This is a genomic window from Microbulbifer mixtoriginis (SeqCode), assembly GCF_052467945.1.
In genome coordinates this window covers 1,384,971-1,398,233 of sequence record NZ_CP174328.1, presented here as the reverse complement: position 1 = coordinate 1,398,233, position 13,263 = coordinate 1,384,971, and the positions used below count along the sequence as shown (strand labels likewise).

The following is a 13,263-nucleotide window of genomic DNA, read 5'->3' as shown; positions in this document are numbered from 1 at the left end:
GGCGACAACTCATTGAATACCAACAGGCTCTAAACCGCTTGCAGGAGACGTAAAGGATTCACTTCCAGCTGCCCTTCTCTATGCAGACAACGTTGCAGCAGGGCCGCCAGCTGGATTTGATAGCGCTCCAGAATTACCGTACTTGCATAGTTACAGCGGGACTCCATAGTACGCACCACAGCCAATGCCTCCTGGTGGCGCTGCGGTAGCTGTTGCAATGGCTCGCGTTTTGCCTTGATACAAAGTGCGCTATCCAAACCCTGGGCTTTTAATAGCTCAGAAGACTCCACTGTGGCAAAGGTCGCATCCAACTCCCGAGCAGAGAGGGCCAGGTATTTCTGTACCAATTCCCGCTCGGCAAGACCTGGAGATAAGCGGCGTGAGAATACAGAGAGACTGGTGCTGTACCCCGCAAGGCGCTCAAGGTGTGTGGCCAGAGCGTCGTAGGCAGCCAACTGGCTAAGCATTCCCCTAGCCTGCTGGCGCTCCCGTGCCGGCATAGCGACTAAAGCCAAGCACAACCGTTGGTAAAACACCGAGTAGATCTTCTGCAGCTGACGCTCGATTTCCTCCAACTCAGACCGCTTTAACGCCGATGCTTCCTGCGCCGCTGCAAGGCTTGCGCTATTCAGAGAGTATTCCTGTGGTTCGATACGCACCTTGGCCCGAATCAGCGCCGCGCCAAGTTGCACCGACACCATAAGTTGACGTGTGCTCTCACGTTGTTCCCGGAGTTCACGCAGCTCAATGAGCTTGCTCCTTAGCCAATTGATACTGGCCTGTAAATCCATCGCCTGCATTTCCTGAGTCGCAGGCCTGCGTAGTGGCAGCAGGTTGAGCGGCGGCAGACGGTTAAAATAAACAACCAGGATCTGTAGCGCTTCCTCCGCTTCGCGACTGGCACAAAGTAATCGGCGATTCTCCACAACCTGACAGTCCGACGCGCCAGCCTCCCCGCTGACCTCACTGGCCAACTTGGGAAAATCGGCAAAAAGCTCCGTGCAGCCAAGCTCCCTTTGTAGACGCCCACTAATATTGCGCTTTTGAACCACCTCAATACGCTGTAGATCCGCCGCCTCAAAAACATCCCAGGGGTCACTGGCCTGAGCCATCGCAAGCTCAATGGTATTACTGGTTTCCTCATCCAGATTGTTCAGTGTCCAGGCTACAGCGGCAGGGATGTTCTCAAAACACTGCCCCACTGCCGAGGCCTCGCGGGCGGTCTCGGCAACCATTAGGTCGGCATGCACCAGGCGATGCCAGTTACCGGCAAATTCGGCAAAAGCCCCACTGCCAATCAAGTCAGCAGCCCAGAGATCAGCTCGGCATTCCAGATAGCGTGCGCTACCCCGAGTGACAATACGGTGCAGGTTTTCTAGCCGCTCAATCAATGGCAACAGAAAGTGGCCACAAGTTGCCAGTAATTGATGTAAGGATTTCAGCGGACCCGGCTCCCCGTTTCGGTACAACACACTTCGCTCATTTTCCAGTGCCCACTGCATCAGTTCCAAGCGCCTAACACCATCTAACACCAGCCAAGCCAGTAGCCCATTGAGTTTTCCCTGATAAAAGCCAAGGCTGCGTGCCACTAACGCCAGGGTATCGCGGCCACTAAGGGAAGCCACACTGGCCAGGCCCAGGTTTAACCGCAATTGCTGACGCATCACCTCAGAAAACCTGGGCTCGCAATAAATACGAGCGTCTGGGCTGACTATCAGCCCCTGCACCCTAGGCAGTTTCGTTGCACTAGACAATTGCTCAAGTAAGGGCAATAAATCTTGGTTGTCCGCTTGCTTCAGAGGGACTTCGCCAGGCCTTGGACGCATTTCTCGAGGGAAGCAAAAATAAGGTAAAGCGACCAGCAACAATAAAAAAATAAAGACCGCCGCCCCCCCTAGACTGATGAGTAAAGTGCCACCAGTTAACTCCCCCTGCCAAACTGCCAAGGGAGTTTGCCAGAGCAGTGCACCGGCACCATAGAGACACAGAGCTGCCAAGCCGATAAAAATTGTAGGTACCGTTAAAGCAGGGAGTAATCCGAAAAGCACTCGCCAACCCACTGTAGCCAGCTGCGTTTTTCTATTGCTGAAGAACGCCCTCTTTTCATTGGCTTCAGGCTCTGTTGCCTGTGGTTTGACCTTTTCGGAATCCATAGGGGGGGCAACGCTTCCTTTGGCATTGCTCACCGAAAGCGATTTCTCTACCTCTTGCTCTCGTGCAGTCCCAACCTTGGATGCACCTGCCGTGGCCGTACTTGTCGGCATCTTTTCTGCTGCATTGGCCTTGCGCCGTTGGGCCACTTTGATTTTTGCAATCAGCTGTTGGTTATCGAACTTTCCCGCAGGGCAAACCTCGGCACGAAGACCGATCTTGTGCAGCTTGGCCCTGTACTCCAGGGCCTGTGACGATGCCAGGCTGTCTTTAATCACCCAGCCTTTTAACAGTAATCTGCGAGCCTGGGCCTCAGGAACCGAAAATAGTTTGGCGATATCCCGAGTCACAGCCCCTGCTTCTTTGGCGTGGAGTGTCCTTCCCGTGGAAACCACCTGGTATAAATCCTGGCCCGCCATTCCCTTCTCCTGTCACCAAGTGACACTTATTGTCACATTCTTATCATCTTGCGCGCAGGGTAAAAGATTCGGAGAAAAACAGGTGCGCACCAGTTCTCAGGAAACTCTTCAAAAGAGAGAAATTGGCAGGAAAGGTGGCAAAGTGCACAGTTTTAACGGCACCTTGCCAGTAACTCGTATTGTTAACGCTTAGGATTTGGGCGCGAAGATTTGATAGGCCCGATCGGCGAGCTCGGGAATGGTCAATCCATTTTCCCTGGCTTTAAACCAGCTGTAGGTATGGCTCAATGCACCAACCATAAGTCGGCGCACCACTGTGGCATCCCCACCTGGGCAACGGGCGGAATTGATTGCATCCAGCCATATTTGCTCGTACTCATCGCGCAGCAACAACACCTCTTTCTGGCTTTTATCTGACAGACTACGCCACTCCATTACCAAGATGGAAAAGCCCGGCACCGCCCGCTCGTGAATCGCCTCAAGCTCTGACTGAATACAGGCCCGCAGTCTTTCCTGAGGTGACGCGGCCTGCTCCACCGCACTACGCATACGAGCACTGGCGAAAATAGTTACCTCCTTCATCACCTCGCAGAGAATCTGCTCTTTGCTGGAGAAGTGATGAAAAATACTGCCAGACAGAATGCCCACTTCCGCCGCCAGGTCTCGCACAGTAGTACGTGAAAAGCCCTTTTGCTCAAACAGGCGCGCGGCAGCATTGAGCAATCGCCCCCGCGGGGAGGCCGGGTCAGTAAGCTCTCCTGCCTTTACCAGGGTTCCAATCAGTTGCTGTGGCGACATAGCACCTTGCACCTCTACCACCACTTGTGCGCCCTCTTGCACGAAACACTCCCAATTCTTTGCTTTCTTTTTTGCTTTGTTTTGCAGACTAATCGGCAACCTAACAATCACACAATCAAAAAGGCGCCAACCCTTGAATACCAAGCGCTTGCTTGGTAGCGTTAAGCTATTCTGCGTTTTCCCACACGCAGGCGCAAGCGCCAACAAGAACAATAAAAACTGAATAGGCCTTAAAGGCCCAAGAAAAGGAAACTTTCATGCGCTATCAAAGCCAGCTGCGCTCAGGCAGCTTTAGCGAGCAAACCTATATCATCACTGGTGGCGGCAGTGGTATTGGCCGTTGTATCGCCCACGAACTGGCCAGCCTCGGCGCCCATGTTGTATTGATTGGGCGTAAATTGGACAAGCTGGAAAGGGTTGCCGGTGAAATCAATAACGATGGTGGCGAGTGCAGTTTGTTCAGTCTGGATATTCGCGATGAAGAGGGTGTTCAGGAAACGGTTGGGCAAATTGTCCAGGCCCGAGGCCAAATTCATGGATTGGTGAACAATGCCGGTGGCCAGTTCCCCTCCCCCCTTGAGCAGATCAACACAAAAGGCTTCGATGCTGTTGTACGCAGTAACCTGCTCGGTGGATTCTTAATGTCCCGAGAAGTCTTTGTGCAGTCGATGAAACAGTATGGCGGCAGTATCGTAAATATCACCGCAGATAACGCCGGCGGCATGCCAATGATGGGCCACTCCGGTGCCGCTCGCGCAGGCATGGAAAATATTACCGAAACCGCTGCATTGGAGTGGGCGCCTTTTGGCGTTCGAGTTAACGCCGTGGCGCCAGGCTATATTCTTTCCAGCGGCTTTGATACTTACGACCCCAAATTCCTGCGCGAGCTACTACCGGGCTTCCGTAACAGTATCCCCCTCTACCGATTGGGAGAGGAAGCGGAAGTTAGCGGGGCCGTGTGCTTCCTACTTTCCGATGCGGCCAGCTATATCACCGGACAAACGCTGCGTATCGATGGTGGCTCCAGCCTCAAGCACCACTCTCCTCTTTGGCAGCCACAAGCCGCGAACAACTCTAAACGCTTTAACGGATTCCATCGCAAACGCCGGCCTCAAGTTGTGGAAGAGTTGGAAGCGGAGGGCAAGCTCTAATGCAGCCGATTGATTCCCAGCTCGACAACCGCTCGGCAGAATTCAATGACAACCAAGCTGCCATGCTCGAGCAGATCAACCAGTTTCGTGAAGCTGAGCAACGTCCGGTTCAAGCTGAAAAAAGTAAGGCTGCCCGCTATCGTGAACGGGGCTGGCTGCTGCCACGGGAGCGCCTTAATTTGCTCCTCGACCCCGGCGCCCCTTTTGTCGAACTGTGCTCCCTCGCCGGCTATAAATTGTTTGACGACCAGGACGGTACCGGTGCAGGTGGCGGTGCCATTTGCGGCATCGGTCAAATCAGTGGTCGACGCTGTATGGTGCGGGTTGATAACTATGCCGTAAAAGGCGGCACCATCTCACCAGCCGGGATGGATAAAGCCCTGCGAATGCAGCGGATCGCTCTGGAAAATCATTTGCCGGTAGTCGCCCTGGCGCAAAGTGGTGGCGCCAACCTGATGTACGCCAGTGACACTTTTGCTCCCGGTGGGCGGGGTTTTGCCAACCAGGCGCGAATGTCCGCCGCCGGTATTCCGCAAGTTACTGTGGTACACGGCGGCGCTACTGCTGGCGGCGCCTACCAGCCAGGCCTGTCAGATTATGTCGTCATGGTGCGCGGGCAAACCGGTATGTACCTGGCTGGGCCGCCGCTACTAAAAGCTGCCACCGGTGAAATTGCCGATGCGGAAAGCCTCGGCGGAGCAGAAATGCACTGTACCGAATCCGGCAGTGGCGATTACTTAGCAGAGAACGACGCCGATGGTATTCGCATAGCAAGAGAGATTGTTGCTGCCCTACCCTCACCCATTAAAAGCTCAGTACAAAAAGATTACCGAGACCCACTGCACCCTATCGACGACCTGCTCGGCCTGATTCCAGCAGACAGTAAAAAGCCTTACGACGTGCGCGAAATACTGGCTCGTATCGCCGACGGCTCCGCCATGCTGGATTTTAAGCCGGAATTCGATCGGCAAACCGTGTGCGGCCATATTCGTATCGAAGGCTTCCCTGTGGGAATTATTGGGAATAACGGCCCGATCACCCCCAAGGGCGCCAACAAGGCCGCGCAGTTTATTCAGTTGTGCGAACAGAGTGGCACGCCACTGCTGTTTTTGCATAACACCACCGGGTTTATGGTGGGTACCGAGGTGGAGCGCAACGGCATCATCAAGCACGGCGCCAAAATGATTCAGGCCGTGGCCAATGCCAGCGTACCAAAACTCAGCATTGTCGTGGGCGGCTCCTATGGGGCCGGCAACTACGCCATGTGCGGTCGCGGATTCGATCCCCGCTTTATTTTTGCCTGGCCCAATTCCCGCACCGCAGTGATGGGCGCAGCCCAGGCCGGTAAGGTAATGCGCATCGTCACAGAGCAGAAAATGCAACGCAGCGGCAGTGTGGATGAGGCGGTATTAGACAAATTGGAAAACGATACCAGCGCATTTATGCAGGGCAATTCCGATGCTCTCGCCTGCAGTGCGCGTCTCTGGGATGACGGCATTATCGATCCCCGCGATACGCGCAAACTTTTAGGTATGTTGTTAGAAGTTTGCAATGAAGCAGAGCAGAGCAAACTTAACAAAAATACCTTTGGCGTAGCTAGGTTTTAATTCGAAAAACCTGGGCAACAAGGAAGTGCAGTTGCCCATTTACACAATCACCGGGTTCACACTTCAAGGCAGGGAAAATAATAATGATATTTAGCGATCAACACCGGGAACTGCAGCGCACCGTACAAAACTTTGTACAGCAGGAAATCAATCCCAACGTGGCCGAATGGGAAAAGGCCGGCCGCTTTCCCATCCGCGAAATTTTCCAACAACTGGCCGGTCTGGGCCTGCTAGGCATCAGCAAGTCCACAGACTTCGGTGGCCTGGGTCTCGACTTCAGTTATGAAACCGTTTTCCTGGAAGAGCTGGGCGGTGCCCACTGTGGCGGCGTGCCCCTGTCGATTTCGGTACAGACTTCCATGTGCACCCCTGCCCTGGCCAACTTCGGCACCCAGGATCTCAAAGAGCAGTTCCTGATTCCCGCCGTGAACGGAGAGATGATCGGCGCAATCGCCGTATCCGAACCCGGCGCCGGTTCCGATGTTGCCTCAATTAAAACCACTGCCAAAAGCGATGGCGACGACTATGTGATCAACGGCAGCAAGATGTGGATCACCAACGCCCCCTGCGCAGACTTTTTCTGCACCCTGGTGAATACCAGTGAGGGCAAAGCCCACAGCAACAAATCCCTGATCATTATTCCGGCAAAAACGCCAGGGGTACGCATCGGCGAAAAGCTCGACAAACTGGGCATGCGCTCATCAGAAACCGCCCCTATCTTTTTTGACAATGTGCGAGTGCCCAAACATTTCCGCATCGGCGATGAGGGTGCCGGATTTCTATTGCAGATGCTTCAGTTCCAGGAAGAACGCCTGGCCGGCGCCGCGCTGAATTTAAAAGGCCTCGAGCACTGTGTAACCAGCACCATTGACTATGTGCGCGAACGCCATGCCTTTAAAGCGCCATTGATCGACAATCAAACTATCCATTTTGCCCTCGCAGAAATGCAGACTGAAGTGGAATGCCTGCGCTCTCTAACCTGGCGTGCGGTGGAAGCTTATGTGGCAGGTGAAGATGTCACTACTCTTGCTTCAATGGCCAAGCTCAAGGCTGGCCGCCTGTCCCGCTCTATCCCCGATCAGTGCCTGCAGTTCTGGGGTGGCATGGGCTACATCGAGGAGACTGTCATCAACCGCGCATACCGGGATAGCCGTCTCACCGCTATCGGCGGCGGTGCAGATGAAGTAATGCTCGGCATTATCTGTAAGCTGATGGGCATACTGCCCAGCAAACGCAAACCCACCGCGTGAGGTCATGCCATGGAGACAATTATTGATGAAACCATCGGCATCGCCCGCCATCTCACACTAAATCGCCCGCAACAGCGCAACGCCATCAGTTTGCAAATGGTAGATGAGCTTCTGCAAAAACTCGCAGAAGCAGAAGAAGATCCTCAGGTGCGAGCGTTGGTACTGCGGGGTGCAGAACACAACTTCTGCGCCGGTGGCGATATTGCCGATATGCTCAATGCTCAGCAGGGCGCAAGCGATGGAAATAGTGATGCGTTCTTCCACCTCAACCGCCGATTCGGCGAATTGATGGAGCGATTTAATCGCACTCCCCTGGTAGTCATTGCGGTATTGGAAGGTGCCGTAATGGGCGGTGGTTTTGGGCTCGCTTGCAGTGCCGATATTGCCATTGCCGATCGCAGTTGCCGCTTTGCCCTTCCGGAAACCCGCCTGGGTTTACCGCCTGCACAAATTGCTCCCTTTGTCGTGGCACGGGTCGGCCTCTCCCAGGCCCGGCGCCTGGCCCTGAGCGGAGCAAAAGTCAATGCACAGCAGGCCTTGGAAATTGGGTTAATCCATCAGCTACTCGATAATTCCGAGGCCCTTGAAGGCGCGCTGCAGGAACACCTGGGCGCGATCAATGCCTGTGCTCCCGGCGCCCTGGCAACGACCAAGCAAATCTTGCTGGATGCGGCGCGGGTGAGTGATGAGACTGCCCTCGGCCAACTGCTCGACAGCGCTGCGCAACAGTTTTCCCGCGCAATTCAAGGCCATGAAGGGCGCGAAGGCGCCCGTGCATTTCTGGAAAAACGATCACCGGAGTGGCAGCACTGATGTCGACAACAGAGACCCTGTTAATCGCCAATCGAGGCGAGATCGCACTGCGAATTATGCGTACTGCTCGGGCGGAAGGCTATCGCACAGTCGCCGTCTACAGCGATGCGGACTCCGATGCACTTCACCCACAAGCTGCCGATATCGCCGTAGCCATTGGCGGGCAGACTTCGGCAGAGTCCTATCTGGATATCCAAAAAATTCTCGACGCGGCTAAAAAATCCGGAGCCACCGCCATCCACCCCGGCTACGGCTTTCTCGCTGAGAATGCGGAATTTGCCAGCGCTTGCGAAGAGAGTGGACTGAGTTTTGTTGGCCCGAGTGCCGAAGTCATAGAACTGATGGGCAACAAACGCAAAGCCAAGGAGTTTGTTGCCGCAGCCGGCGTACCCTGTATTCCCGGCTTCCAGGGTGCCCAGGACGACGACACCCTGATCGCCGAGGCGCGGCGCATTGGCTTCCCGTTAATGATCAAAGCCGCCGCAGGCGGTGGTGGGCGCGGCATGCGCCTGGCTCACGGAGACAACGAGCTGGCCTCCCAGTTGCGCGCTGCCCGCAGTGAATCCATGAGTGCATTTGGCAGCGACGAGTTAATTCTGGAAAAGGCACTGGTCAACGCTCGCCATATCGAAATCCAGGTATTTGCGGATCGTCATGGCAACTGTATTCACCTGGGGGAGCGAGATTGCTCCGTACAACGACGCCATCAAAAAGTGGTCGAAGAGTGCCCTTCCCCGGCGGTCGACACCCAGCTGCGGGAAAGAATGGGGCAAGCCGCAGTCGACGCCGCGCGAGCCTGCGGTTATTTAGGCGCGGGCACCGTAGAGTTTCTACTCTGCCCCAACGACGAATTCTATTTCCTGGAAATGAACACCCGCTTGCAAGTAGAGCACCCGGTAACAGAAATGGTAACCGGTTTTGACCTGGTAGCTTGGCAACTGGCAGTAGCACGCGGCGAAGCCCTATGCGTTTCCCAGCAGCAAGTCACCCAGCATGGCCACGCCATTGAAGTCCGCCTGTATGCCGAAGATCCGGAACAACAATTCCTGCCCCAGGCCGGAAAAGTGCTCCACTGGAAGGCGCCAAAGGGGCAAGGAATCCGTATCGACCACGCTTTGAAAAGTGGTTGCGAAATTACGCCATTTTACGACCCCATGCTCGGCAAATTAATTGCCTGGGGGCAGGATCGAGAAGAAGCTCGGCGTAAGCTAACCCAAGCCCTGACCCAGCTGGAATTTATCGGCCCTAAAAACAATATCCATTTCCTGCAGAAGATCCTGGCCGAATCACAGTTTATCGCTGGCGATGCCGATACCAGTTTTCTCGACCAAAACAGCACGCTGACATCCGCAGAACCAGTTCCAGCAGTAATCGCAGCCCAAGCCACATTACTTAATCACTTGCACCAAGCCAACCCTCAGGATCGGCGTAGCGGCCGCAGTGACTGGCGCAGTGGTGACAACAGCGTGCCGATCAACTACCGACTGGAAATTGCAGGACAAACCCTAAACTGTGAGCTGCTGGCGTTAGTAGATAATTCTTATCAAATCTCAGTAGGCGACCAGCAGTTCCTGATTCAGTGGGTCCATTTTGAGAAATCACAAAAAGAAACTGGAGTTTATAGCGCTGAACTCCTGCTGGATGGCGTTAGCCAAAAGAGACTGTTTCTAGCCAACCCAAGCAATCTGCATCTCCTGTTAGACGGCAGGCAATTTCATTTTGTCGATATCACCCACGCCCCCGCCAAATCGAGCCTTAACGAAGGCAGTGGCCGTATCACGGCCCCTATGGACGGTTGCCTGGTGCAGGTATTGGTTGAGCCCAATCAAAGCGTTCAGCGGGGAGACACTATCGCCTTAATGGAAGCCATGAAAATGGAGCACGCCCTGCGCGCAGACCGCGACGGTACCGTAATTAAACTAGGCGCCTGTGAAGGAGACCAGGTACGCGGTGGCCAGCTGTTAGTTCAGATCGAAGCCGCTCCCACGGAAACCGCCAAAATCCCCAGCGACGCTACTTCCTAAAGGAGATCAGCATGTACGATATTGATGCCTCCCGTATGGCAAGCCCCTTCTATGACGAAGGCCATCAGGAATGGCGCACCCAGTTGCGCCGCTTTGTCGACCGCGAGATTACTCCCTACATTACTGAATGGGACGAAGACGGCCAGCTACCCGCCGAGCTTTGGAAAAAAGCCGCAGAAGTTGGCCTTCTGCAGATGAGTTATCCGGAAAACTACGGCGGCATCGAAACCGATGTCTTCCATATGATTGTTGCCGCAGAGGAGTTAGCCCGTCCCGGCGCTGGTGGCCTCTACGCCAGCCTAATGGTCCACGGCATTGCCCTGCCCCCGTTACTGCACTATGGCAGTGAAGCCCTTAAAGATCAGGTTATTCCCTCGGTATTACGTGGCGAAAAGCATATTTCCCTGGCAATTACTGAACCCGGCGCAGGCTCCGATGTAGCCAATCTCCAGTGCCGCGCAGAGCGTGATGGGGATGGCTATATCGTTACCGGCGAAAAGACCTATATCACTGGCGGCATGCGCGCTAACTGGTTTACTGCTGCCGTGCGCACTGGTGAAGAAGGCTTCGGCGGTATCTCCCTGCTCTTAATCCCTGCGGATACCAAAGGGGTTAGCCGGCAGCTCCTCGATAAAAAGCAGGGCTGGTGGTGCTCTGATACGGCCAGTATCTTTTTTGATCAGGTGCGCGTGCCCGCGAGCAATCTAATTGGCGGTGAGAACCAAGGTTTCTTACCCATAGTGCACAACTTCAATCGCGAACGCCTGGGCATTGCCGCTTCCTGTGTAGAATTCAGCCGGGTCTGTTTGCAAGATGCCATTGAGTGGGCCCAAGAGCGCCAAACTTTCGGAAAGCGCCTCGCCAATCACCAGGTGATTCGACACAAGTTTGCCCAGATGCTTCAACGCATCAATGCCACCCAAGCCTATCTGGACCTCTGCGCCTGGGCGGAGCAACAGCATCAGCTCAAGGTAGCCGATATCGCTCTACTCAAAGTCCAAGCCACAGAAACCCTTGAATTCTGCGCCCGGGAAGCGATGCAGGTGTTAGGTGGCGCAGGCTATATGCGTGGCAGTCGGATTGAGCGTATCTATCGTGAAGTGCGGGTGAATGCGATTGGTGGCGGATCTGAAGAAATAATGCGGGATCTGGCTTCCAGGCAGATGGGAATTTAGAGGAGCAGGATAAAAGCCTCTTGCTAAGCCTATTTATAACTCAGTCCCGCATGGGTGTGGGACTGAGTTAGTAAAGATCCTAAATTAACCTTTCTTCTTTTTTTCGATAAAGTCCCTTACCTGTTCACTCAGTACGGCCATAGGGACATTGCCATTTCTCAGAATAATCTCATGGAAGTCCTTAATATCGAAGTCCTCACCCAGTTCATTCTGCATCAGTTCTCGCAAGGCGAAAATCTCGAGGGCACCAGAATCATAAGAGGTAAGCTGGGCGGGCATTACTGCCATTCGGTCCATTAGAGTCCTCGGGCCTTTCGCAAATGAAGCGCCAGAATCCTGCAAAAACTCCGCAACTTTTTCATCACTCCAACCGAGTACATGCATTGCGCTATCCGCTACCATACCTCGGGCAGGCCAAGCACGCCTAAGGATTTTGGTGGACCCGTACTGATACATCCCAGCTTCTTCCGCTAGATGTTCAGAGTACCTGCCCCAACCTTCAGCAAAAGCAGAGTTAGACAAGGCATCTTCTATTTTATGAAACTTTTCCTGCTCTTGAACGAGAGCAATTTGCATATGATGGCCCGGGTATCCTTCATGGATAGTTACCTTCTCTGCAGAAGCGTATGACTCATCCTGATAGGTTGTCGGGTCATATCCAAATCTTGCCTTTCGCTCCTTAGTGCCCGGAATATAGTGTGCACTGCGACCAGAACCCTGCTCATGTTCAGGGATGGCCTTCACTTCCATTTCGATCAAAGGCATTTCATGGAAAAAGTCTACGGTTAAATCTCTAGACTTATCTACCAAGCGCTCAAAAAACTGATGCATTTCATCAGCGCTGTTAAATTTCTGAGTTTTATCCTCACTGGCACTTGCCACTGCCTCAGAATAGGAATCTACTTGATAGAACTCCTTGCCTAAGCGAACCACTTCGCTCTTGTTTGCGTTGACAGCACTTAAACCCAACTCAAAAACTTCTTCTGGTGTTCTCTGCAATGTCGTATAAGAACGATACTGAGCCATATAGCATTCACGGCCATTAGGAATCGCATGGATGCCAAGCTCGGCTCTGGCTTCAGGTAAATAGGTGGATTCTAGAAAATTCTTATAATTCACCATTGAGGGGATAACGTGATCTGAAAGCACCTGTTTAAATGCTGCCTTAAATTCCGGGTCCTTAGCTTTCTTCGCTAAACCCAGGAAAGGATGCTCATCAATGGGTACTTGGGTCAAACCATCAACTTGCTGAATGACTCGCTTCACCACGCTTTGGGGTGCGGAGTAACCTTGCTCCAACCCACGGCGGAGATTAGCTATTTCTTGCTGATAATAACGAGCCGCGTCAAGCCAACGCTCAATCGCATCTGCCCTTTCTTGGGCAGTTTCAACCGGCTGAACCTCCGTCAAAAAGCCAAGTATGATATGGGGACCGAACATATGATCAACAGACCAGAGTTCAGTCTTACAGACCCTTAAGCCAACATTCGACTCCAATCGCTCTTTCAGCTTGAAGTAGAACACTTTCTCTTGATCACTTTTTAGCCCATTCAGATCTATTTCAGCCAATTTACTGAGAATTTTGTCCTCAGAGGCCGCTAGAGAGGCAGAGTTCGCGGGGGAGTTACTTAAGAAAAGGTTGTGTTTCTCCAGCTCCATATCGGAGAAGTAAGCATATGGTTGGAAGTTTTCTAAATAAACCTCAGCATATTGATCCGCTAGGTCATGGAGTAGTGCTGAGTCATCTACAGCTTCACTGCCTGCCACATCAGTTTGGTTATCGGCAACAGTGCACCCCATAAGAACCGATGAAACTACCAATGCACCCAAACCCGCTCTCTTTACATTAATCATTCTTATAAGACCGCAACATAA

General features: G+C 53.4%; 9 protein-coding genes. 6 read left to right on the top strand and 3 right to left on the bottom strand.

The window, feature by feature from the left end; translation table 11 throughout:
- Positions 1–29 precede the first annotated feature (29 nt).
- Entirely contained in the window at positions 30–2,570 is a 2,541-nt protein-coding gene (locus tag ACJJIJ_RS06215; RefSeq protein WP_444938956.1) for a hypothetical protein, read from the bottom strand.
- 189 nt (positions 2,571–2,759) lie between these two features.
- Complete coding sequence (locus tag ACJJIJ_RS06210; RefSeq protein ID WP_252085690.1) at positions 2,760–3,410, bottom strand: TetR/AcrR family transcriptional regulator; 651 nt, start codon at positions 3,408–3,410, stop codon at positions 2,760–2,762.
- A gap of 215 nt (positions 3,411–3,625) precedes the next feature.
- Between ACJJIJ_RS06210 and ACJJIJ_RS06205 the strand changes: the two genes are divergently transcribed.
- The 6 genes from ACJJIJ_RS06205 (at position 3,626) to ACJJIJ_RS06180 (ending at position 11,388) form a co-directional block, all read left to right on the top strand.
- A complete protein-coding gene (locus ACJJIJ_RS06205) occupies positions 3,626–4,519 on the top strand; it encodes an SDR family oxidoreductase (protein ID WP_444938955.1) in 894 nt (297 codons plus the stop codon).
- On the top strand, positions 4,519–6,126 hold the full coding sequence (locus ACJJIJ_RS06200; RefSeq protein ID WP_444938954.1) for an acyl-CoA carboxylase subunit beta: 1,608 nt from the start codon (positions 4,519–4,521) through the stop codon (positions 6,124–6,126). Before ACJJIJ_RS06205 ends, ACJJIJ_RS06200 begins: the two co-directional genes overlap by 1 nt.
- 83 nt (positions 6,127–6,209) lie before the next feature.
- Positions 6,210–7,376: an acyl-CoA dehydrogenase family protein gene (locus tag ACJJIJ_RS06195; protein ID WP_444938953.1), complete on the top strand. Its 1,167-nt coding sequence runs from the start codon at positions 6,210–6,212 to the stop codon at positions 7,374–7,376.
- A gap of 9 nt (positions 7,377–7,385) precedes the next feature.
- Entirely contained in the window at positions 7,386–8,189 is an 804-nt protein-coding gene (locus ACJJIJ_RS06190) for an enoyl-CoA hydratase/isomerase family protein (protein WP_444938952.1), read from the top strand.
- Positions 8,189–10,213, top strand: a complete 2,025-nt coding sequence (locus ACJJIJ_RS06185) for an acetyl/propionyl/methylcrotonyl-CoA carboxylase subunit alpha (protein ID WP_444938951.1) — start codon at positions 8,189–8,191, stop codon at positions 10,211–10,213. Before ACJJIJ_RS06190 ends, ACJJIJ_RS06185 begins: the two co-directional genes overlap by 1 nt.
- 11 nt (positions 10,214–10,224) lie before the next feature.
- Positions 10,225–11,388, top strand: a complete 1,164-nt coding sequence (locus ACJJIJ_RS06180) for an acyl-CoA dehydrogenase family protein (protein WP_444938950.1) — start codon at positions 10,225–10,227, stop codon at positions 11,386–11,388.
- Between the two features lie 84 nt (positions 11,389–11,472).
- Here ACJJIJ_RS06180 and ACJJIJ_RS06175 read toward each other — a convergent pair whose 3' ends face one another.
- Positions 11,473–13,218 (bottom strand): DUF885 domain-containing protein, encoded by a 1,746-nt coding sequence (locus tag ACJJIJ_RS06175; protein ID WP_444938949.1) that lies wholly within the window; start codon positions 13,216–13,218, stop codon positions 11,473–11,475.
- Positions 13,219–13,263 lie beyond the last annotated feature (45 nt).

Bases quoted from the DNA above. Each gene is read 5' to 3' on its own strand.
- ACJJIJ_RS06215 (WP_444938956.1), bottom strand. From the start codon at position 2,570: ATGGCGGGCCAGGATTTATACCAGGTGGTTTCCACGGGAAGGACACTC.
- ACJJIJ_RS06205 (WP_444938955.1), top strand. From the start codon at position 3,626: ATGCGCTATCAAAGCCAGCTGCGCTCAGGCAGCTTTAGCGAGCAAACC.
- ACJJIJ_RS06200 (WP_444938954.1), top strand. From the start codon at position 4,519: ATGCAGCCGATTGATTCCCAGCTCGACAACCGCTCGGCAGAATTCAAT.
- ACJJIJ_RS06195 (WP_444938953.1), top strand. From the start codon at position 6,210: ATGATATTTAGCGATCAACACCGGGAACTGCAGCGCACCGTACAAAAC.
- ACJJIJ_RS06190 (WP_444938952.1), top strand. From the start codon at position 7,386: ATGGAGACAATTATTGATGAAACCATCGGCATCGCCCGCCATCTCACA.
- ACJJIJ_RS06185 (WP_444938951.1), top strand. From the start codon at position 8,189: ATGTCGACAACAGAGACCCTGTTAATCGCCAATCGAGGCGAGATCGCA.
- ACJJIJ_RS06180 (WP_444938950.1), top strand. From the start codon at position 10,225: ATGTACGATATTGATGCCTCCCGTATGGCAAGCCCCTTCTATGACGAA.